We start from the raw sequence: 20,384 nt of genomic DNA, 5'->3' as shown, positions 1-20,384 counted from the left end.
TGGCGGCTGTTCGACTCGATAACCGTCGTACAGGGGTGTAAGTATTGCCAGACCCGGGTAACCGAACATCAGGCTCGGTCGGCCAGAGGAAAGGAACGCGCGTGTCTTACTTGCTCCGCGTGCAACTTCCGGATCGCCCGGGAAGCCTCGGCGCCCTGGCCCTCGCCCTGGGTTCGGTGGGCGCCGACATCCTCTCCCTCGACGTGGTCGAGCGCGGGGCGGGCTTCGCGATCGACGATCTGGTCGTGGAGGTACCACCCGGCGCGCTGCCCGACACCCTCATCACCGCGGCCGAATCCATCGGCGACGTCCTGGTGGATTCGATCCGTCCCTACTCGGGCGTACTGGACACACACCGCGAACTCGAGCTGATCGATCAGGTCGCCAGCGCGCGCGACGACCGGATGCAGGTCCTCGTCGACGGTGCGCCGCGGGTGCTGCGCGTCGGCTGGTCCACCATCCTCGATATGGGGCCGCAGGGCGCCTACCGGGTGGTCGGCAGCCAGTCCGCGCCGCAGACGCAGGCGGCGTCGGCGCCGTGGATGCCGCTGGAGAAGCCCGCGGTACTCGATCCCGAGGCCGACTGGGTCCCGCAGATCTGGCGCGATATGGACACCAAGCTGGCCGCCGCGCCGCTCGGGAACACCGGCAAGGTCCTGATGCTCGGCCGTCCGGGCGGGCCGGATTTCCGGCCCTCGGAGATCGCGCGGCTGGGCTATCTGGCCGGGATCATCGCCACCGTCCTCGGCTGAAATCAGGTGCGGCTCAACCCAGTTGCAGTCTGAGCACCCGTAGTTGCTCACCGGCGGTGGTGCGCCAGTCGCGTTCGGGCACCGGGACGAACCCGAGCCGGTCGTAGATCCGGCGGGCATCGACCATCGCGGGCATGGTGGTGAGCGCCACCGCCTCGTAGCCGTCGGCCTCGGCGAGTCCCAGCACGGTGCGGACCAGCGCCGAACCCGCGCCCAGGCCACGCGCCAGCTTCGACACCGCCAGCATCCGGAACTCCAGCTCACCCGGCCGGGCGATCTCGGCGTACGGGGTGCCGGGCGGCGCCACGGTCAGCGAGCCGACGACCCGGCCCTCGTGCAGCGCCACCAGGATCCGCGCCGCGGCCGCCCGGGTGGCGGTATCGCCCAGTTCGGCGGTGTAGGGGCTGTCCGGCCGGACATAGCCCTCACCCACATAGACCTCGACGGTCAGTTCGCCGATCGCGTCGTACTCGACCGGGGTCGCGTCCCGGATGACGAGCGCGGCATCGTGTGCACCCATACCCGGCATACTGCCAGCAGACGCGCCGACCGCGGTGGCGCGGCTACCCCCACAGCGACCGCGCACCGGGGTGCACGGGCTGCCAGCGATCCGGCTTCCCCGCCGGATAGACCACCGGAATGAACTCGCCCACCGTCGGCCACTGCTCCACGGCCCAGACCCAGCGGCCGTATACGACCATCTCCGAGACGGTCGGACCGCTCAGCTGACCGGTGATCGTGACGAATTCCTCGGTGCCCTCGAACGGGCGCGGACTGATCCCGGTGACATACACCGAGCCGCTCTCGGGCTGCGCCATCGTTCGCGCTCCTGCCCGCCCACGCACCAGCGGCACGATCAGGGCGGCCAGGACGACCACCATGACCACGAGAAACACGAATTCCATGCCACCCATCCTAGTTAGAGCGCGGCCAGCTCGCTGACGCCGTCCTCGGTGCGCCGGATCTGCCAGACAGCGGTGCGGGTGCGCTGCGAGCGGCCGTTACCGCGGTCGATCAGCGTGCGATTGTTCGTGGTGTAGATCAGCTGGGCGCCACGGGAATTGGTCTCCGGATTCTGGAACAGCTGGATCAGACGGTCGGTCTGTTCGGCGGGCAGATGCAGGCCCAAGTCGTCGACGGCCAGTACCCGGCCGCCGTCGAGCGCGTCCAACATGGTCGGCAGCAAACGCAGCAGCGACAGGGTGGCGGCGGATTCGTCGCCGATGTCGAACGGGGTGGCGATCCCCGCGTGCACCAGGCCCAGCCTCGTACCGCGCCGGTCGACCATCCGGGTGTAGAGCGCGTCGCGGGCGGCGCGCAGATTCGCCAGTTCGCGGTCGAGCAGCAGCGGCGTGATTCCGTTGGCGCGCAACAGGTTCTCGGCGTGGGCGGGTGAGCTCGCGCACAGGTCGGCCTGCTCGGCGGTCGCGGCAATATCGGTGTCGAGTTCCCGCAGATAGTCTGCGTACATCGGATCATGTTCGGCGACAAGCAGATCCGTGATGCCCAGGTCGGCGGTGCGCAACAGCAGCAGCAGGCGAGCGGCGTGGTCGGCGGACCGGGAGACGTGCCCGCCCAGTCGATGCGCCACCTCGACCGGGTCCGGCGCACCCAGCTGCACCTCCAGCAATGACGCGAACCACCGGTAGGCGGGGACCAGCGCCTCCGCGTACATCTGCCCGGCCAGGCTGAGCAGCAGCGCATTCGGGCGCACCAGCGGAACCAGCGCGGCGATTCCGTAGCGCGCGGCCTCGAACATCGGGCCGACCTTGATCTGATCGCCGTTGCGCTCGAAGACGATACGTTTCCGGTTGCGCGGCTGGGTGTGCAGCCACTCCGCGGTCACGTCGGCGTGGTCCAGTCGAAAGCCGTAGGTGTAGGGCACGCCCTCGGCGACGAACGCGGCCACGAATTCCGTTGGCTTGTCCGGGGATCCGAGATGCGGCGTGCGCGCCGGGCCGGCGTAGGGATCCCAGCCGGTCACCGAATGCAGGACCGCGTCCCGCATCTGCCCCAGCGCCCCGATCAAACTGGACTTGCCGGCCGCCGCCGCACCGTGCACCGCCGTCACCGGCACCGCCACCGGGCCGCTCCCGCGATACAGCCGCAGCTCCTGGCGCTGGGCCAGCGAGCGATGATTCTCCACCTGAAAGCTCCGCAACACGCTGCCATCCTCGCGCCTGGGCGCGAAGGTCGCGACACCAGACCTCCGAAGTTGCGCCTGCAGGGTCGCCGAAACGCTCGAGCCAGGGCCGGTCCGGCGGCTGTCGCGACAATCGGGCTGGCGCGGCGCGGCGAGCAATCGGGCCCTCCAGCCGTGGCTGTGCGGCGGCCAACGGGCCGGTTCAGCCATGACCGCGCGGCGGCCACCCGACGAACGGGCAGCGATAGCTCAGCCGCATGACCACGACTGCCGGTGGGGTGAGCTCGCAGCCGCGGTGAATGCCGATCCCGCTGTTCGCGCACACCTGGACGAATGCTGGGTTCGCGGTTGCGGATCAGGCCCTGGACCGGCGCGAATGCGGATGAGGGCGAGCGGGCCGGCGCGGTTCGGCCGATCGAACAGGGGACAGGGGCGGGCCGGGGCACTAGCATGCTGGGCGCAGTCGTTGCCGTGTGCGATGCGGTGCGAAAGTTTCGAGCGAGTGGGTTTGCGATGGAAATTTCAGTACGGCGGGTGGCACTTCGAGGCGCGGTCATCGCCGCGATGGGGTTGGGCTCGGTCTTCTTCGTGCCCGAGGCCGCGGCGGGCGCGCCCTGCCCCGACGGCACCGCGCGGATCTTCTTCGAGGGCGGCGACAACGTCTGCCAATCCGGTTCGACCACCTACTCCTCTCCGCGCTGGGTCTCCAAGGTCTGCTCGGTCGGCGACGTGCGGGTCACCGTGCACGTCGAATACGCCGGCTACCGCGCCAAGCCGATCGACCGCGAACTCGACCCGGGCCACTGCACCCAGATCCCGCTGCCCGCCCAAACCTCCGCCGAGGTCGTGATCTCCTAGCCCGGACGCCATCACTGGCCCCGGTCGTGGCACATCCGAATAGCCACAGCGACCTCCGATGCGGCCCAACCAATGGTCCGAGCCGCCGAATCCCCCGCCGCGCCGGCGTCAGGAATTCGCGCGAACTCAGCGCAGGAGTAGCGCACTGTCACCGAACTCGTGCCAGAGGTAGCCGGTGGCGAGGGCGGCCGCGTAGGCGTCGCGCACCGCGCGTTCCCCTGCGACCGCGACGAGTAGGTCCAGGTGGGAGGCGCCGGGCGCGTGCCAGCCGGTTATAAGGCCGTCGACGACGCGGGCCGGATGATCGGCGCCGAGCACGAGTTCGGTCCAGCCCGAAGCAGGGTGGACGCGGCCCGTCGGATCGACGGCCGATTCCAGGGCGCGAGTCACCGTGGTGCCGACCGCGATCACCCGGCCGCCGGCGGCCTTCGTGTTGTTGACCAGCCGGGCGGTGCCGGCGGGCACCGAGAAGCGTTCCGGGCTGGGCGGTTCGCCGGCTTCCGGCGAGGAGACACCGGTGTGCAGGGTGATCGGCGCGACGCCCACGCCGGCGGTGATCAGATCCAGCACCAGCCGGTCGGTGAACGGCCGTGCGGCGCTGGGCATTTCCGCGCTGCCCGGGATCCGTCCGAAGACCGTGGTGTAGTACGAAGCCGACCAGCGCTGTGGCACATAGGAATACGTGATCGGGTGGCCGTGCTCGCGCATGAGTTCGTGCGGATCGACGGTCAGCCGCGCGGCCCACAACCGGCGCGCGGGCGGCAGCCAGGGCGCGAGCAGGGTCGCGGTGCCGCCGTCTGGCAATCGCACTACATCACCGGCCGCCAGCTGATCATCCGGGAACGGTGTCCGCTCCGGCAGCCGCACCTCCACAACCCAGCACCCATCATCCAGCCAGGTGGACAGGTGCAGCGCCACCGCCCGATCCCCGAGCAGCCCGTCCACCGCCGCGTTCAGGGTCGCCGAATTGTTCACCACCACAAGGTCACCGGCGCGCACATGCTCGGGTAGTTCGTGAAACCGCCCGTGCGTCACCCCATCTCGCGCCACCAGTAGCCGCACCTCGTCGCGCCTCAGCCCCCGCGCCTCCGGCGGCTGCACCGCGTTCCGCTCCGGCGGCAGCACGAACGACCGCTCGTCCAGGATCACCGTCATCGGACAGCCTCCGACGCGAAGTCGGCGCGGGTATAGCGCGCGCTTCGGGGGCGCTGCTCGATCAGGCGGAGCAGCGCGGGCACCACCGTTTCCGGGGTGGGACGATCGGAGATGTCCTCGCCCGGGAAGGCGGCCTGGTGCATCTCGGTGCGCATGTCGCCGGGGTCGAAAGCGTAGATCGACAGGGCCGGGTGCTCGGCGGCCAGTACGGCGGTGAGCTGGTCGAGGGCGGCCTTGGACGATCCGTAACCACCCCAGCCGGGATACGGCTCGACGCCGGCATCCGAGCTGATGTTCACCGCGACACCGTCGCTCGCGCCCAGTAGCGGCAGTGTGCTCTGTAGAACTGCCAGCGGCGCGACGACATTGGTGCGATACACCTGCTCGAGCCGATCGAGCGAATAGTCCGCCAGCGCGGGCAGCGGGCTCGGCCCCAGCGCGCTCGCATTGTTCACGACCAGATCGAGCCGCCCCAGCGCCTCGACGATCTCGGTCAGCCGCGCCCGATGCACCGGATCGCCGATATCGCCGAGCACCGGCTGGAACCCCCCGCCCAGCTCGGCCGCGACCCGCTCGAGCCGGTCCGCGCGCCGCCCGGTGCCGACGACCCGCCACCCGCGGCGGACCAGTTCCGCGGCGAGCGCGCGCCCGAGACCTGCCGACGCGCCGGTGATCAAGGCATTGCGTTGATGATTCATGGTGACCTCCTGCCAGTCACCACCATCGTGATACCTGAAGAATACTTCAGGTCAAGGTCTGTTCGCCGTGCGCGGATAACCGTGGTCCGCGGACCGCGACCGCGCTAACGTCACGAGCTCAGAGCAGAGGAGCACCGATGGATTCGACCGTGGTCGTGATCGCCGACGTCACCGCCAAACCCGAGCACGCCGAGCAACTCGGCGCGGCCCTCGAGGAACTCGCCGCCGCCTGCCGCACCGAACCCGGATGCCGCGCCTACGATCTCTTCCGCTCCACCGAGCAGCCCGAACGCTTCCTCTCGGTGGAGAAGTACACCGACGCGGCCGCTTTCGAGGCGCACCGCGCCGCCGAGCATTTCACCCGCATCGGCCTCGGCACAGTGGTCCCTCTGGTCGAGACCCGCGACGTCCAGCTGTTCACCGGCGCGAACTCGGTACCGCCGAAGAGCTGATGCGCTCGCCCGCGCGGCTACTCGCCGGGGGTGACCGCCTCGGGCCCCTCCGCCAGCAGCCGCCGGAAACCGGCCTCGTCCAGGATCGGCACACCCAGTTCCTCGGCCTTGGCGGCCTTGGTGCCGGGCGCGTCACCGATGACCACGAACGCCGTCTTCTTCGAGACCGAACCCGCGGCCTTGCCGCCGCGCACCAGGATCGCCTCCTTGGCGCCGTCGCGCGTAAACCCTTGCAGGGAACCGGTTACCACGATCGACAGGCCCTCGAGGTTCCGCTCGATCGACTCGTCGCGCTCGTCGGCCATCCGCACGCCCGCCGCAGCCCACTTGTCCACGATGGCCCGGTGCCAGGGCACGGTGAACCATTCCGCGGCCGCGGTCGCGATGGTCGGGCCGACACCGTCGGCGGCGCCCAGCTCCTCGGCCGAGGCCGCCATGATCCGTTCCATGCTGCCGAATTCGGCGGCCAGCGCCCGCGCGGCGGTCGGGCCGACGTGGCGGATGGAAAGCCCGACCAGCACCCGCCACAGCGGCCGATCCTTCGCCGACTCCAGATTCTCCAGCAGCCGTTTGCCATTGGCCGACAGCTCGCCGTCCTTGTTGGCGAACAGCGAGGTGGTGAGCAGATCGGCCGCGTCCAGATCGAACAGATCGCCCTCGTCGCCGATCGCGCCCGCATCGAGCAGGTCGACCGCCGCCTCGTAGCCGAGCGCCTCGATATCGAAGGCGCCGCGCCCAGCCATATGGAAAACCCGCTCGCGCAATTGCGCCGGGCAGAACTGCTGGTTGGGACAGCGGATGTCGACATCCCCGGCTTTGGCGGGGGCGAGTTCGGTACCGCATTCGGGACAGTGCGTCGGCATGACGAATTCGCGTTCGTCGCCGGTGCGCGCGTCCACCACCGGACCGAGCACCTCGGGAATCACATCACCGGCTTTGCGAATGGTGACCGTGTCGCCGATCAGCACGCCCTTGCGCCGCACCTCGTCCGCGTTGTGCAGCGTGGCCATGGCCACCGTCGACCCCGCGATGGACACCGGTTCCATCACCGCGAACGGCGTGACCCGCCCGGTGCGACCGACATTCACCTGAATGTCGCGCAGCTTGGTGGTCGCCTCCTCCGGTGGGTACTTGTAGGCGATGGCCCAGCGCGGGGCGCGCGAGGTAGCCCCGAGGCGGCGCTGGAACGCCGTCTCGTCGATCTTGACGACCTGGCCGTCGATCTCGTGCTCGATATCGTGGCGGTGCTCACCCCAGTAGGCCACCCGCTCGATCACCGCATCGATCCCCCGCACGAGCCGGGTGTGCTCGGAGACCGGCAGCCCCCAGGCGGTCAACGCCCGATAGGCCTCGTGCTGTGAGGTGGGCGCGTAGCCCTCGATCCGGCCGAAGCCGTGGCAGATCATCCGCAGACGGCGGCGCGCCGTCACCGCGGGGTCCTTCTGCCGCAGTGAGCCGGCCGCGGTGTTGCGCGGATTCGCGTACGGCGGTTTGCCTTCCGCCACGATCGCGGCATTGAGCGTCGCGAAATCCTCGAGCCGCATGTAGGCCTCACCGCGCACCTCGAGCAGGGCCGGGATCGGGAACTCCGCGCTCGGAGTCAGCTCGCCGGGGATGTCGTCGATGGTGCGCGCGTTCAGGGTGACATCCTCGCCGGTGCGACCATCGCCACGGGTGGCACCGCGCACCAATCGGCCCTGTTCGTACACCAGGTTCAGTGCGACACCGTCGATCTTCACCTCGCACAGATAGTGCAGCTCGGGCCCGGCTTCGGCCTCGACCCGGCCCGCCCACGCCCGCAACTCGTCGACATCGAACACGTTGTCCAGCGACAGCATGCGCTCGAGATGGTCGACCGCGGTGAAATCGGTCGCGAATCCACCGCCGACCAGCTGGGTCGGCGAATCGGGCGTCCGCAGATCGGGGTACTGCTCCTCCAGCGCCTGCAATCGACGCAGCAGCGTGTCGAATTCGCCGTCGGAGATGATCGGCGCGTCCCGCACGTAGTACCGGAATTGGTGCTCGCGCACCTCGTCGGCCAAGCGCTGCCACTGCACGCGCAGCTCCGCCGACGCCGGGGCAGGCGCGTTCTGGGGTTCGGCACTGTCGCTCACACCAGGCACCCTAGCCCACCCCACCGACACGTTCGGGCACGTCAGGCTGGAGATTCGGCTGCCGGAACACTACTGCCCGAAGCTCAGCGACTCCGGTTCGTCGGCGAGCGCGCGAGCCGCCTCGGTGGCCAGCGTCAAGGCCCGGCGGGCCCACGGCAGCGGGGCGGAGCCGAGCCCGCACGCCGGGCTGAGCAGAATCCGCTCGGCGAGCAGCCGACGCCCGAAGCCGAGCCGATCGATCAGCCGCACCGCGGGTTCGGCGATCGCACGCCAGGTCGGCGGCGTCGGCGGGGCGGTGGTCGGCACCAGGCCGAGCACCAATTGCTTTCCGGCGTCCAGGGTTTCGCCGATCGCGTCCAGATCGCGGGTACCGATGGTGGCGAGATCGAAGCCGAGGGCTGCGGCGGCGCTGCCCCGCAGGAACCCGATCGCGGGCGGCGCGGCACAGGTATGGACCAGCACCGGCGCCGCTTGTGCGGTGATCACCGCGTCCAGCACCGCGAGCGCCTCGGGCGCGGGCACCGCGCGCACGGTGTTCAACACACTCACACCGCGCAGGGTGCCTTCCAGCACATCGGTCAGCGACGGTTCATCCAGCTGCACGACGATTTCCGCGCCGAGCCGCTTGCGCACCTCGGCCACATGCACGGCCAAGCCCTCGGCGAGCGATTCCGAAAGATCGCGCACCGCACCGGAATCGGTGAGAATCCGGTGCCCGCCCGGCAGTTCGACCTGAGCGGCCAATGTCAGCGGCCCGGCCGCCTGCACCTTCAGCACTCGGCCGGTACCAGCGGAACCCGTTGTCTCCCAGGCTTCTTCGAGCGCGTCGAGATCGGCACGCAGCAGATCATGAGCGCGGCGAGACACCGCGCCGGGCCGGGACGCGAGCCGATAGCCGCGGGTGGTGGTGTCGAAACGCAGGTCCACCAGCAGCGGTGACATACGACCGAGCAGGTCCGAACCCACACCGCGCCCGGGCAATTCGACCAGGTGCGCCAGATCCGGAAGCTCGCCGAGCACGGTCGCGGCCGCCTCGCGCGGGTCGGTGCCCGGCCACGATCCGACCGCGGTCGCGATGCCGCCGGGCAGCAGGCGCGCGGCCTCGGTTCCGATATCGCCCACTACGCCCTACCCGAATCGAAGGTCATCTGATCACGGGCCGCAGTGGCGGCACCATCTGCGGCACGGAGCGAACACCGGCTACCGATCAGAGGCTCGGCGCGACCACGAACAGATGGAATCACTGTGCGGCAGCACCGTTTTCGGCGGCCGCCGAGCGGGCCTCGGTACCGGAGATGGTGCCGCTGCCGATCACCTCGTCACCCTCGGTGTCCGGACGATAGAGCACCACCGCCTGTCCCTTGGCGACGCCGGTCAACGGCTCGCGCAGCCGCACGACCATACCGTCACCGACCGCCTCGGCGACCGCGGGCGCGGTCCCGCCGTGCGCGCGCACCTGCGCGACGCACTCGATCGGCCCGGCCGGCGCCGCGCCGGAGGTCCAGATGGCACGGTCGGCCAGCACCGTCCACACCTGCAGATCCTCGACCGACCCCACCCGGACGGTGCCGGAATCGGGATCGATGCCGGTGACATAGCGCGGCTTGCCGTCGGCGCCGGGCCCGGGCAGGCCGAGCCCCTTGCGCTGGCCGATGGTGAACCCGTGCACGCCGTCGTGCTCGGCGAGCTTGGTGCCGTCGGAGTCGACCACCGCACCCGGCCGGATGCCGATCTTCGCGCCCAGGAAGGCGCGGGTGTCACCGGAGGGAATGAAGCAGATGTCGTGGGAGTCGGGCTTGTTCGCGACCGCGAGCCCCCGCTCGGCGGCCTCCTCGCGGATCCGCGGCTTCGGGGTGTCGCCGACCGGGAACATGGCGCGCGCGAGCTGGTCGGCGGTCAGCACCGCGAGCACATAGGACTGGTCCTTGTCGGCGTCCACGGCTCGGCGCAGCACGCCGTCCTCGAGCCGCGCGTAATGGCCGGTGACCACCGCGTCGAAGCCGAGCGCCGCCGCCCGATCCGCCAGCGCCGAGAACTTGATCTTCTCGTTGCAGCGCAGGCACGGATTCGGGGTCTCCCCCGCCGCGTAGGCCGCGACGAAATCGTCGATCACGTCTTCCTTGAAGCGTTCGGCGAAATCCCAGACGTAGAACGGGATTCCGAGCACATCGGCGGCGCGGCGGGCGTCACCGGCATCCTCCTTGGAGCAGCAGCCCCGCGATCCGGTGCGCAGCGTGCCCGGTGACGCGGACAGCGCCAGATGCACACCCACCACGTCGTGTCCGGCATCGACGGCGCGTGCCGCCGCCACGGCCGAATCCACACCACCGCTCATCGCCGCGAGTACCCGCATCACACACCACCTTTCGCACCGGCGAGACCGGCTGCCCGGGCTCGCTCCACCACCTGGGGCAACACTCGCACCAGGGCGTCGACATCGGCGCGCGTCGAGGTGTGCCCCAACGAGAAGCGCAGCGAGCCGCGCGCCTGCCAGGGCTCCACACCCATGGCGATCAGAACATGACTCGGCTCGGCGACGCCGGCGTTGCACGCCGAGCCGGTCGAGCATTCGATTCCGGCCGCGTCCAGCAGCATCAGCAGCGAATCACCTTCGCAGCCGGGGAATCTGAAGTGTGCACTGCCGGGCAGGCGGGCGGCGCCGATCGGGCCGTTGAGCACCGCGTCCGGCACCTCCACGCGCACCCGCTCGATCAGCTCGTCCCGCAGTGCCGTCAATTCGGCTGCCCGCGTAGGCAATTCGGCGACGGCCTGGTGCAGCGCGGTGGCGAAGCCGACCGCCGCGGCGGTATCGGAGGTGCCCGAACGCAGATCGCGCTCGTGTCCGCCGCCGTGCAGCAGCGGCACGCAGGCCACCTGACGGCCCAGCAGCAGCACGCCGACCCCGTGCGGGCCGCCGATCTTGTGGCCGGCGAAACTCGCGGCCGACAGCCCGCTGGCCGCGAAGTCGATGGGCAGCTGCGCTGCCGCCTGGATCGCGTCGCTGTGCATGGGCACGCCGAATTCCGCTGCCACCGCAGCCAATTCGCGGATCGGCTGAATACTGCCGACCTCGTTGTTGGCCCACATCACGGTGACCAGCGCGGCCTCGTCCGCGTGCTCGGCCAGCGCGGCGCGCAACACCCGTGGGGCCACCACACCATCGGAATCCACCGGCAGCCAGGTCACCTGCGCGCCCTCGTGGCGCACCAGCCATTCGATCGCGTCCAGCACCGCGTGATGCTCGATCGAGGAACTGATGATCCGGGTCCGCACCGGCTCGGCATCACGGCGCGCCCAGTAGATGCCCTTGACGGCCAGATTGTCGCTCTCGGTCCCGCCGGAGGTGAAGATGACCTCCGAGGGCCGCGCGCCCAGATCCGCCGCGATCGATTCCCGCGCCTCCTCGAGCATGCGCCGCGCGGCGCGCCCCGACCCGTGCAGCGAGGACGCGTTACCGGGCATGGCCAGCGCAGCACTCATCGCCTCGATCGCCGCAGGCAGCATCGGAGTGGTGGCCGCGTGATCGAGGTAGACCGTCTTGGGCGCAGCACCGCCCGATAGACCCGACTTCATGACCGATAAAGCGTATCCCATCGTTGACCTGCGCAATCTCCGGGTATCGACCGCCCCGTCCGCGATCCCTCCTCGACTGCGCAACCACCGGCCCCCCTTCGGTATTCCCTCCGCCCCCGGCCCGGGGCCGCTACGCGATCGGGTCACAGGTGCGGCGCAGCCCACACGACCCCGCGTCTGCGGTGAACCCTGTGCCAGGGTTGTGCGGAACGACCGCCGCGAGCCCGCGGCAACCCGAGGGGCGACGTGGCTGCGGGGTAGGTCGCCGCCGCTGCTAGGAGCCGCATGCCGAATACGCCGGTCCATCGACGTGAAATCGATTCGCGCCCAAGGATCCTGCGAGAATGGCCGTCCGAGGCGGCTGACGAGATCGCCTACGGCTTCACCCGGCGTTACCCGGATATGGCGGCGCGCAGCGGGTTCGCGCGCTGGCAACGGCTCACTGTGGTGGTTGTCGTCGTGGGCATATCGATCACCGTCGCGCTGGCTCCGCTCGTGGCGCTCGTCCTGTTGGCCGCGCTGGTGACGGGATTCAGTCTCCTCAATGCCGTAGTGGCCTGCGCCGGGACCCGCCGGGACCGCATCGAGGTCGCACCGCTGCCGGAGGTGGAGCTACCGCACTACACGGTGCTGGTGCCCGCCTACGACGAAAGTACCGTAATCGCCGATCTGGTACGGCATTTGGCCGAACTCGACTACCCGCACGATCGGCTCGAAGTGCTGATCCTGGTCGAACGACACGATCCGGCGACCGCGCGGGCCGCGCTGTCGGCCGACCCACCGGCGTTCGTTCGGATCGTAGAGCTTCCGCCCGGTGAGCCGCGGACGAAGCCTCGGTCGGTGAATATGGGGCTGCGGCTGGCGCGCGGGGAACTACTGGTGATCTTCGATGCCGAGGATCGGCCCGAGCTCGACCAACTGCGGCGGATCGCCGCTCGATTCGCCGCCGCCGATGACCGCCTGGCCGTGGTCCAGGCACAACTGTTCTACGACAACGGCGACCGGAACTGGCTGACGCGGCAGTTCGCCATGGAGTACGCGCTGCGCTTCGGGCTCCTGATGCCCGGCATGCTGCGCCTGGGCCTGCCGATCCCGCTCGGCGGTACCAGCAATCACTTTCGCACCGCGATCCTGCGCACGCTGGGCGGATGGGACGCGTGGAATGTGACCGAGGACGCCGATATCGGTATGCGCTGCGCCGCCCTGGGCTATCGCGTCGAGATGTCGGACACCATCACCTGGGAGCCCGCCGTCCACACCGCGAGCGGCTTCGTCCGCCAGCGCACCCGATGGCTGAAAGGCTTCCTGATGACCACCGTCGTGCACACCCGCCACCCCGGCCGCACGTGGCGCCGCTTCGGCGGCGCGGGTCTGGTGTCGCTGCTCGGGATGATCGCGAGCGCGCCGGTCACGGCCATCGCGCAGCCGATCCTGCTCGCCCTCGACCTGCTCGCGGTCACCGGGTTGGCCTGGTCGCCGACCGGTGCCGCGTGGGTGCTCCCGGCGATCGGCGCTCAGGTCGCCTCGATCGTCGGCTGGATCGTCATCACCTACACCGGTGCCGCCCGGGTCGGGCAAGCGTCGTGGCAGGCGGTGTTCGTCCCGCTGTACGGGTCGGTGCTGTGGTGGATCGCCGGCTGGCGGGCGGCCCACCAGCTGGTCGTTTCCCCGTACAGCTGGGACAAGACCGCGCACTAGGCGACCGGGGCCGGTTCCGGGGTGGGGCTGGTGCGGCGGGCGGCGAGGGTGATCAGGAGTGACGCCGCCATGAGCGCGACGCCGAACCAGACCGCGCCGGTGACGCCGACATGGTCGGCGAACAGGCCGCCGGCCAGGGCTCCGAGGGCGATCGCGGTGTTGTAGCAGAGCGTGTTGATCGACATGGCGGCCTCGAAGGTGTCCGGGGCCGCGGCCAGCACCAAGTTGATCTGGCAGAGATTCGCCGCACCGAAGGACACGCCCCACAGGCCCATGGCCAGGACCGAACCGACCGTCGAGTCGCCGAGGACGAGAAGCAGCAGCAGGGACACCACCAGCCCGATGCCCGCGACCAGGAAGCTGAGCCGCGGATTCCTGGTCACGGTGTAGCCGGCGACGAAGTTGCCGGTCGCGCCGCCGACGCCGTAGATGATCAGCAGGGTGGCGATGAATGCCGGTGTGGCGGCGGAGTTCTCCTCCAGGAACGGGCGTACGAAGGTGTAGGCGCCGAAGTGGCCGAGGACGTACAGCGTGACGGCGAACAGCACCACCCGCAGTCCGGGATTGCGCAGCGGCAGCCAGAAGACCTCGCGGACCGGCACCGCGTTGTCCGAGGACAGCGCGGGCACCACGGTGGCGACCGCGAGCAGCACCACCGCGCCGAGCGCGCTCCAGATCAGGAAGGTGGTGCGCCAGCTGGTCAGACTCTCCAGGAAGGTCCCCAGCGGTATGCCGACGACGGTGGCGACCGAGATGCCGGACAGGGCGATCGCGGCCGCGCGGCTGGCGTGCCGTTCCGCTACCACTCGCATGGCCATGCTCACGCCGATCGCCCAGAACACGCCGTTGGCGAAGCCCATGATCAGTCGCACGCCGAGCACCACCGGATAGCTCGGGGACAGCGCCGTCACGAGATTGCCCACGACCAGCACCACCAGCAGCGCCGACAGCAGCCGCCGCCGATCCACCCGCGCGGCCCAGGCCACGATGAACGGCGCGCCCAGTCCGGCGGAGAGTCCGTACAGGGTGACCATCAATCCGGCGATGCCGACGGAGATGCTCAGGCTGGCGCTCATCGGGGTGAGCAGGCCGACGGGCATGAGCTCGGTGGTGACGAAGACGAACAAACTGGCCGTGATGGCGGCGACGCTCGCCCAGGATCTGAGCGCGGACGGCGCCGTGGAGATAGTTTCCATGGAAATTATGTTAGTTTCCCAGGAAACTATGTCAAACTCGGGCGGTGAACCGCGCCCCCGCCGAACTCGACGCCATCGACCACATCGAAGGCCAGTGGCGTCGCGAGCGCCCCGATTTGGACCCGCGCCCGATCCAGGTGGTCGGCCGGATCAGCCGCCTGCACTGGGCGCTCGAGGAACGACTGGGCCGGGTCTTCGCCGACTACGATCTGACCCGCGGCGAGTTCGACGTCCTGGCCACCCTGCGTCGCCACGGCGCACCGTTCGAACTCAGCGCGGGCGATCTGCGCGGATCGACGATGGTGACGTCCGGCGCGGTCACCAAACGCGTCGACCGGCTCGAACGCGCCGGGCTGGTCCGGCGCCGCGCCGCCGACGACGACGCCCGCGGCCGCCTGATCCAGCTCACCGACCGCGGGCTGACGCTCATCGACACCGCGATGACCGAGCATCTGCGAAACGAACAGCGCTTGGTCGCAGGGCTCACCGAGAACGAGCGCGACACGCTGATCGCCCTGATGCGCAAACTGAACCAGACCCTCCCGGGCTGATGTTTGCCTCGGCCCGATATCCGTGCCGGCCTGGATTCCGGAGCGCGCGGCGGCGCAGCCGATTCGGCAGCCGAGGAGGGCCCGTGAAGCAGCACGGCGAACCCGCGAGTGCCTTGCGCGTCACGGTCGAGTTCCGCGCGGACACATCACTCACCGTCCGATGGGCGGCCGACGCCACCGACCGGCTGGAGTACGCGCGGATCTTCGTCGTCGCCCCCGGCGAACCCGAGCGGATGTATCTCGACACCATCGACAAGAACCCCTACGCGACACTACGTTTGCCGGATTCCCTGACCGCCGGTCAGTACGCCGTCGAAGTGGACGCCTACGGCAGCGCGAGCTGGGGTGACGGACGCCTGGAGGCGCGCGGGCGCAGTGAGACGTTCCCGATCGGCGACAGCTCGCGACGCGACCTCGAATAACCAGGTGTCATCGACGACCGCGCCCAGGAGCCGATGCCGAAGCGTTGGCAACAGACGTGCCCACCACCCTCGGCACCGCGTCGACAACGACCATGCCCCGCCGGTTCTCCGCGTGACATCGATCGCGACCCGTGCCGAGGGACCGAGAGTCGACAGCGCATGACGCCGCCGGACCAGGGCGCGACCTGTGAATTCGTCGGTGTCGCAGCGGGATACGGCACGAGCCGATTCACCGGTGATCGGCGATCGCGCCGATCTCCGTTCGTCCGGTCAGCACCATCAGCAGGATGGCGATCGGGGCGGTGATCGGGTGGCCGGCGCCGGCCGACCAGTCAGCGTCCGATGCGATCAGCCGGTAGCCGCGCAGCTTCTTGCGGGCATGAAACGGGGCACCCGTCGTCCATATTCGGATCGCCGCGGTTCTGGCTGCCGCAGTGGGCATTTCGCGTGCGATGCCGAGCGGGACGGCGATGTCCTGGCCGTGGACCAGCAGGTCCATCAGGCGGTCGGCCGGGGTGGTTCCGAGGGCGGTGGTGCGAGCCGGGATTCCGGCGCGCAATTCGGCCAGCAGCGCATCGGTGGACGTGCGGTCTGCGTGCCTGATGGCGGTGTCGCGGATGGCGCGGTCCAGGCTGCCGTAGGCCCGGATCAGTTCCCGCACAATCCAGCCCAGGCTCGCATCCGCCGAGAGCACCACATGGGCAACGACATCACGGACCCGCCAGCCATCGCACAGGGACGGGTGATCCCAGCAAGATTCGGGCAGATCTTCCAGCAGCCGGACCAGGCTCCGGCGTTCGGCGGCCACCGCGTCCCATACGTGTTCGTCACTCATCGGCTGCACTCCTTGTCTCGAGGTTCGCCGGTACGGTAGAAACTCCAGCCCGGTGGAGGTTCCAGCGAACGTGAGCGACGACACAGCACGGATCGGGATCGGCGAGCTGTCCCGGCGCACCGGAGTCGCGGTGCGCACCATCCGGTTCTATTGCGACGAGGGCGTACTCGTGTGCGAGCGCACCTCCGGCGGGCACCGGACCTTCGCGGCCGACGCCGTCGCGCGGCTCACGACACTGCGGCAACTCCGTCGCCTGGGGATCGGATTACCCACGGCCACCGCGGTTCTCGACGGAAGCAGATCGTCCGCCGAGGCGATCGCCGCCGAGCGCGCCGCTGTCAGCGCCGAAGTGGCGGCACTGACCTGGCGGCACGCGACGCTGCGAGCGCTCGAGGACAGCGCCACCGCGCAGCGTTCACAACGCCTCGATCTCCTTGCCGCAGTGGTGAATCGAGGCCCCGCCGAGGACCGGATGACGGACTTCTGGCGACGCCTGCTCGGCCCGCTGCCCGCCGCACTGTTCGAAGGATTCGCCGCCATGAACCTTCCGAAACTCCCCGCGGACCCCACTCCGAACCAACTACTCACCTTCGCCGAACTCGTCGCGCACCTGTCGGCTCCGCACGCGAAAGCGACCATGTCGCAGAGCATCTGGCGATCCAGGCCGGCGGATATCCGCGACCGCCGCGGACTCCTGGTCGGCCTCGCCGAAGCGGGTGCGCAGGTCGCCCCGCTACTCGGCTCCGAACCTCGTCCCGGCCCGGCACTCGATCACTTCGTCGCCGCCCACGCCGACGCCCGGGGCATCACCGACACCCCGGGCTTCCGAAACCGGCTCTACCGGGCCTCCCGCGAGACCGACCCGTGGATCCACCGCTACTGGACCCTCACCAGTACCCTGGTCGGCCCGGACACGAGCGGAGCCGCCCAACTCTGGCTCCACCGAGCACTGGAACACTCGATGGCCCTCGATCCGGTGGACGCCGGACCGCGCCGGTCACCCATGAACCGCTCAGCGCGGATCCGATGACGCCGGGCTACCGGATTCAGGCAGTCAGGTCATCCACAGTCGGCGCGACGACACCGAACAGGTCGCCGATGGTGGTGAGAGCTGCCGCTTGCAGCTGCGCGGACGAGAGCGGCTGGCCGCCCGGGGTCGGCAGGGGGCGGGTCGCGGTCGCTTCGGCGACGACCGTCGGACGGTATCCGCGGTTGAAAGCGCCCTGGGCGGTGAAGGTTACGCACATGTGGGTCATGAACCCGCACAGCACGAGATCGTTTCCGGCGCCGAGGTCTTTCAGCGTCTGCTCCAGCGCAGTGCCGAAGAAGCCATCCGGAACCTGTTTCACGACAACGGGTTCGCCGTCTCGCGGCGCCACCTCGGGACTGATCGATCCGATCTCGGCGCGGATGTCGTAGGGCGTGCCTTCGCCGCCGTCGTTGACGATGTGCACGATCGGCCGGTCGAGCGCGCGGGCCGCCGCCAGCAGGCGCGCGCCCGCGGCGAGCGCGTCCTCGGCACCGGGCAGTGCCATCACGCCGGTCCGGTAGGTGTTCTGGAAGTCGATCAGGACGAGGGTGGCCTCGGCCAGGCGCGGTAGGCGATTGTCCAGGCCGGACACCTCGCGGAGGGTGGACGAAGGCACGACAGAAGACACAGCAGTTCCTTTCCAGGGGTGAGATCCGCAACCGGAAGTGGCTGCGGCACAGGGGATGCCTGACGTCAGGCGATAGTGCGGAACCGGCGGCGATACGCGCCGGGGCTGGTGCCGAGTTGTTTACGGAAGGCACGATGCAGGGTTTCCACCGAGCCGAGCCCGACCGCGGCACCGACCGAAGCCAGTGGCTCATCGGTGGTTTCGAGCAGTCGGCGCGCGGCTTCCACGCGTGCCGACTCCACGTACGCGGCGACCCCGGTGCCGGTCTCCTGCCGGAAGACCCGCGTGAAATGCCGTTCGCTCAGGCACATCCGCGCCGCCAAGGCGGCGACCGACAGATCGGCATCGAGATGCTCGGCGATGTACAGCCGCAGCTCGTCGATATCGCGGCGGGATGCGGCCGGGCGACTCAGCGGCACACTGAACTGGCTCTGCCCGCCCTGGCGTTTCAGGTAGACCACCAGCTGCCGGGCCACCGCGAGCGCCAGCTCCTCGCCGTGGTCCTCGGCGACCAAGGCGAGCGACAGGTCCAGACAGGCACTGATCCCGGCTCCGGTCCACACCCGGCCCGAACGCACGAAAATCGGATCCGGGTCGACGGTGATCCCCGGATACTCGGCGGCCAGCTGGTCGGCGGTCGACCAGTGCGTGGTCGCCACCTTGCCGTCCAGCAACCCGGCGGCGGCCAGCAGATGCGCGCCGACACACACCGAGGCGACCCGCCCCGCCCGCGGCGCGATGCTCTCCAGCCAGCCCACAACCTCGCGGTCCACCAGCGCGGCCCCGCAGTCGTCCACCGCCCCCGGCACGATCAACGTATCGACACCACCGCCCACCTCCCCGAACGCGACATCGGTCAGCAACCGCACCCCCGCCGACGTCCTCACCGCTCCGCCCCCCGGACTCGCCAGCCGAACCTCGTACCGAACCCGCCCACCCCCTTCCCGATTCGCCAGCGCGAAGACCTCGGCCGGCCCCGTGACATCGAGCAAATCGACATCCGGAAAAACCGCGATCACGACGCGATGACTCAGTGGCATACCCCCATCATGAACCCCACCCCACACGTCTGCAATGACACATACCTGTCACATCCAGCCACGATCCAACGCCGATAGTGGGACACCGTGGAGGGGCTCTCTCGCGAAACGCCTACACGATGTCCCACCTATCACCATCGCATCGCGCCCGGACGCGATGCGATGGTGATCCAGTCAAGTGTGGGGCGGGTAGGGATCCGGTCCTGGGCGCGCGTGGTTCGCTCGGCGTCGCGAACGGGGGATGGCGATGAGGCTCGCGGCGTCAGGCGTGGGTCGAGCGGCGGCGCAGGATCGTGGCGGCGCGGCCGCGGAGGCCGCGGCGGTCCAGCGGCAGCGGGGCGGGGTCGACGGGCAGCGGGTCCTGGACCCGGGTGGTGCTGGCTTCGATCCACTCGCCGCCATGGCGGGAGCGGTCCGCACCCCGGACGGCGTGTTCGCACCGGCGCGCCAGATCGCGGCGATCCAGCCCCGGCGCCTCCTGCGGGAGCAGCACCACCTCGGCGACCAGGCCACGCGAGCGCAGCACCCGCTTCACGGAATCACCGAAGGTGTCCTCCCCGACAAAACCCGGGGTGGTGCACTGCTTTTCGTTCTGATCCAGATAGCGCAGCCGGATCGGCTGCACGGCGGTGCCGGTGTCGACGGCGGCTTGGAACAGCGCGGGACGCATGCGGCCGTAGGCGCGGCCACACCAGGTGGTGCCCTCGGGGAACGCCGCGATGCGGTCACCGGCGGCCAGTCGCGCGCCGAGTTCATCGACCACACCGGGCAATTCGCGTAGTCGTTCCCGCTCGATCGGGATCACCCGCAGCCGCTCGGCGAGTCCGCCGAGCACCGGCCAGTCCAGCATGTCCGCCCGGGCGACGAAACCGAGCGGCTGCACCGCCGCCATCACCACGATGTCGGCCCAGCTGACATGACCCGCGACGATCAGCACACCACGCCCCGGTTCGGCGTAACCGCGCTGCGGCTGCGGCCGCTCGTCGACGATCCGCAATTCGATTCCGAGACAGTCGAGTACGGCATGCGCGTACCGCCGCTGCAACCCCTCTCGCCACCGCCGCGGTGTCGCGCCGTTCAGCAGCGGATAGCTGACCAGCAGACCGGCGGCACCCAGGACCCGCCCGAACACCCGGGCGGTTCCGACCTCAGTCGCGGTATCGACACAGCCGGGCCCGCAGGGGCTCGACGGCATCCACGCGTGCACCGCTTGCGCGGGCGGAGCCTCGAAGACCATCG

Annotated in this window: 21 protein-coding genes; 7 read left to right on the top strand and 14 right to left on the bottom strand. The window is 69.8% G+C overall.

The annotated features are described in order from the left end of the window. Window positions 1-101: 101 nt before the first annotated feature. Window positions 102-752 (top strand): amino acid-binding protein, encoded by a 651-nt coding sequence (locus ACFVMC_RS12030; RefSeq protein WP_379209349.1) that lies wholly within the window; start codon window positions 102-104, stop codon window positions 750-752. 13 nt (window positions 753-765) lie between these two features. Here the strand turns inward: ACFVMC_RS12030 and ACFVMC_RS12025 are convergent, their stop codons facing one another. From ACFVMC_RS12025 to ACFVMC_RS12015, 3 genes are read right to left on the bottom strand one after another with little or no spacing between them, the layout of a single operon-like run. Then, entirely contained in the window at window positions 766-1,272 is a 507-nt protein-coding gene (locus ACFVMC_RS12025) for a GNAT family N-acetyltransferase (RefSeq protein ID WP_379209347.1), read from the bottom strand. A 43-nt stretch (window positions 1,273-1,315) separates the two neighbouring features. After that, window positions 1,316-1,657, bottom strand: coding sequence for a hypothetical protein (locus ACFVMC_RS12020; protein ID WP_379209345.1), 342 nt, complete (start codon window positions 1,655-1,657; stop codon window positions 1,316-1,318). 14 nt (window positions 1,658-1,671) lie between these two features. Continuing rightward, a complete protein-coding gene (locus ACFVMC_RS12015) occupies window positions 1,672-2,916 on the bottom strand; it encodes an ATP/GTP-binding protein (protein ID WP_379209343.1) in 1,245 nt (414 codons plus the stop codon). 513 nt (window positions 2,917-3,429) lie between these two features. On the opposite strand from ACFVMC_RS12015, the gene ACFVMC_RS12010 reads away from it, so the two are divergent. Beyond that, a complete protein-coding gene (locus tag ACFVMC_RS12010) occupies window positions 3,430-3,753 on the top strand; it encodes a hypothetical protein (protein ID WP_379209341.1) in 324 nt (107 codons plus the stop codon). 126 nt (window positions 3,754-3,879) lie between these two features. Here ACFVMC_RS12010 and ACFVMC_RS12005 read toward each other — a convergent pair whose 3' ends face one another. Further along, the gene (locus ACFVMC_RS12005; RefSeq protein WP_379209339.1) at window positions 3,880-4,908 is read right to left on the bottom strand and encodes an S-adenosylmethionine:tRNA ribosyltransferase-isomerase; all 1,029 of its coding nucleotides are present in this window, start codon (window positions 4,906-4,908) and stop codon (window positions 3,880-3,882) included. Next, window positions 4,905-5,606 carry an SDR family NAD(P)-dependent oxidoreductase gene (locus tag ACFVMC_RS12000; protein WP_379209337.1) on the bottom strand — a complete coding sequence of 234 codons (702 nt, stop codon included), beginning with the start codon at window positions 5,604-5,606 and terminating at the stop codon, window positions 4,905-4,907. Before ACFVMC_RS12000 ends, ACFVMC_RS12005 begins: the two co-directional genes overlap by 4 nt. Window positions 5,607-5,743: 137 nt before the next feature. On the opposite strand from ACFVMC_RS12000, the gene ACFVMC_RS11995 reads away from it, so the two are divergent. After that, window positions 5,744-6,058, top strand: a complete 315-nt coding sequence (locus tag ACFVMC_RS11995; RefSeq protein ID WP_379209335.1) for a putative quinol monooxygenase — start codon at window positions 5,744-5,746, stop codon at window positions 6,056-6,058. Between the two features lie 17 nt (window positions 6,059-6,075). Here ACFVMC_RS11995 and ligA read toward each other — a convergent pair whose 3' ends face one another. The 4 genes from ligA to ACFVMC_RS11975 all read right to left on the bottom strand — a co-directional run bounded on the left by ligA (window position 6,076) and on the right by ACFVMC_RS11975 (window position 11,745). After that, window positions 6,076-8,172 (bottom strand): NAD-dependent DNA ligase LigA, encoded by a 2,097-nt coding sequence (ligA, locus tag ACFVMC_RS11990; RefSeq protein WP_379209334.1) that lies wholly within the window; start codon window positions 8,170-8,172, stop codon window positions 6,076-6,078. 69 nt (window positions 8,173-8,241) lie between these two features. Continuing rightward, the gene (locus ACFVMC_RS11985; RefSeq protein WP_379209545.1) at window positions 8,242-9,285 is read right to left on the bottom strand and encodes a methionine synthase; all 1,044 of its coding nucleotides are present in this window, start codon (window positions 9,283-9,285) and stop codon (window positions 8,242-8,244) included. Window positions 9,286-9,412: 127 nt separating this feature from the next. Continuing rightward, a complete protein-coding gene (mnmA, locus tag ACFVMC_RS11980) occupies window positions 9,413-10,525 on the bottom strand; it encodes a tRNA 2-thiouridine(34) synthase MnmA (RefSeq protein WP_379209333.1) in 1,113 nt (370 codons plus the stop codon). Next, a complete protein-coding gene (locus ACFVMC_RS11975; protein WP_379209331.1) occupies window positions 10,525-11,745 on the bottom strand; it encodes a cysteine desulfurase family protein in 1,221 nt (406 codons plus the stop codon). The genes mnmA and ACFVMC_RS11975 overlap by 1 nt, the downstream gene beginning before the upstream one ends. 285 nt (window positions 11,746-12,030) lie before the next feature. Here ACFVMC_RS11975 and ACFVMC_RS11970 point away from each other — a divergent pair, with 285 nt between their 5' ends. Then, window positions 12,031-13,443 (top strand): glycosyltransferase, encoded by a 1,413-nt coding sequence (locus tag ACFVMC_RS11970; RefSeq protein ID WP_379209329.1) that lies wholly within the window; start codon window positions 12,031-12,033, stop codon window positions 13,441-13,443. Here the strand turns inward: ACFVMC_RS11970 and ACFVMC_RS11965 are convergent. Further along, a complete protein-coding gene (locus ACFVMC_RS11965) occupies window positions 13,440-14,639 on the bottom strand; it encodes an MFS transporter (RefSeq protein ID WP_379209327.1) in 1,200 nt (399 codons plus the stop codon). The two genes, ACFVMC_RS11970 and ACFVMC_RS11965, sit on opposite strands and share 4 nt — an antisense overlap. A gap of 44 nt (window positions 14,640-14,683) precedes the next feature. Between ACFVMC_RS11965 and ACFVMC_RS11960 the strand changes: the two genes are divergently transcribed. Together ACFVMC_RS11960 and ACFVMC_RS11955 are read left to right on the top strand one after the other, a co-directional pair. Further along, a complete protein-coding gene (locus tag ACFVMC_RS11960; RefSeq protein ID WP_379209325.1) occupies window positions 14,684-15,190 on the top strand; it encodes a MarR family winged helix-turn-helix transcriptional regulator in 507 nt (168 codons plus the stop codon). A gap of 83 nt (window positions 15,191-15,273) precedes the next feature. After that, window positions 15,274-15,612, top strand: a complete 339-nt coding sequence (locus tag ACFVMC_RS11955) for a hypothetical protein (RefSeq protein ID WP_379209324.1) — start codon at window positions 15,274-15,276, stop codon at window positions 15,610-15,612. Between the two features lie 229 nt (window positions 15,613-15,841). Here the strand turns inward: ACFVMC_RS11955 and ACFVMC_RS11950 are convergent, their stop codons facing one another. Further along, window positions 15,842-16,447 (bottom strand): maleylpyruvate isomerase family mycothiol-dependent enzyme, encoded by a 606-nt coding sequence (locus ACFVMC_RS11950; protein WP_379209322.1) that lies wholly within the window; start codon window positions 16,445-16,447, stop codon window positions 15,842-15,844. A 70-nt stretch (window positions 16,448-16,517) separates the two neighbouring features. Between ACFVMC_RS11950 and ACFVMC_RS11945 the strand changes: the two genes are divergently transcribed. Then, a complete protein-coding gene (locus tag ACFVMC_RS11945) occupies window positions 16,518-17,477 on the top strand; it encodes a MerR family transcriptional regulator (RefSeq protein ID WP_379209321.1) in 960 nt (319 codons plus the stop codon). Between the two features lie 16 nt (window positions 17,478-17,493). Here the strand turns inward: ACFVMC_RS11945 and ACFVMC_RS11940 are convergent, their stop codons facing one another. The 3 genes from ACFVMC_RS11940 to ACFVMC_RS11930 all read right to left on the bottom strand — a co-directional run bounded on the left by ACFVMC_RS11940 (window position 17,494) and on the right by ACFVMC_RS11930 (window position 20,382). Continuing rightward, window positions 17,494-18,105, bottom strand: a complete 612-nt coding sequence (locus ACFVMC_RS11940) for an isochorismatase family protein (protein WP_379209319.1) — start codon at window positions 18,103-18,105, stop codon at window positions 17,494-17,496. Window positions 18,106-18,170: 65 nt separating this feature from the next. Beyond that, window positions 18,171-19,145, bottom strand: a complete 975-nt coding sequence (locus ACFVMC_RS11935; protein ID WP_379209317.1) for a GlxA family transcriptional regulator — start codon at window positions 19,143-19,145, stop codon at window positions 18,171-18,173. Window positions 19,146-19,407: 262 nt separating this feature from the next. Beyond that, the gene (locus ACFVMC_RS11930) at window positions 19,408-20,382 is read right to left on the bottom strand and encodes a lysophospholipid acyltransferase family protein (RefSeq protein WP_379209315.1); all 975 of its coding nucleotides are present in this window, start codon (window positions 20,380-20,382) and stop codon (window positions 19,408-19,410) included. Between the last annotated feature and the right edge of the window lie 2 nt (window positions 20,383-20,384).

The organism is Nocardia sp. NPDC127579, assembly GCF_042672005.1.
GTDB lineage: Bacteria > Actinomycetota > Actinomycetes > Mycobacteriales > Mycobacteriaceae > Nocardia.
This window is presented reverse-complemented; position numbering and strand designations above follow the sequence as displayed.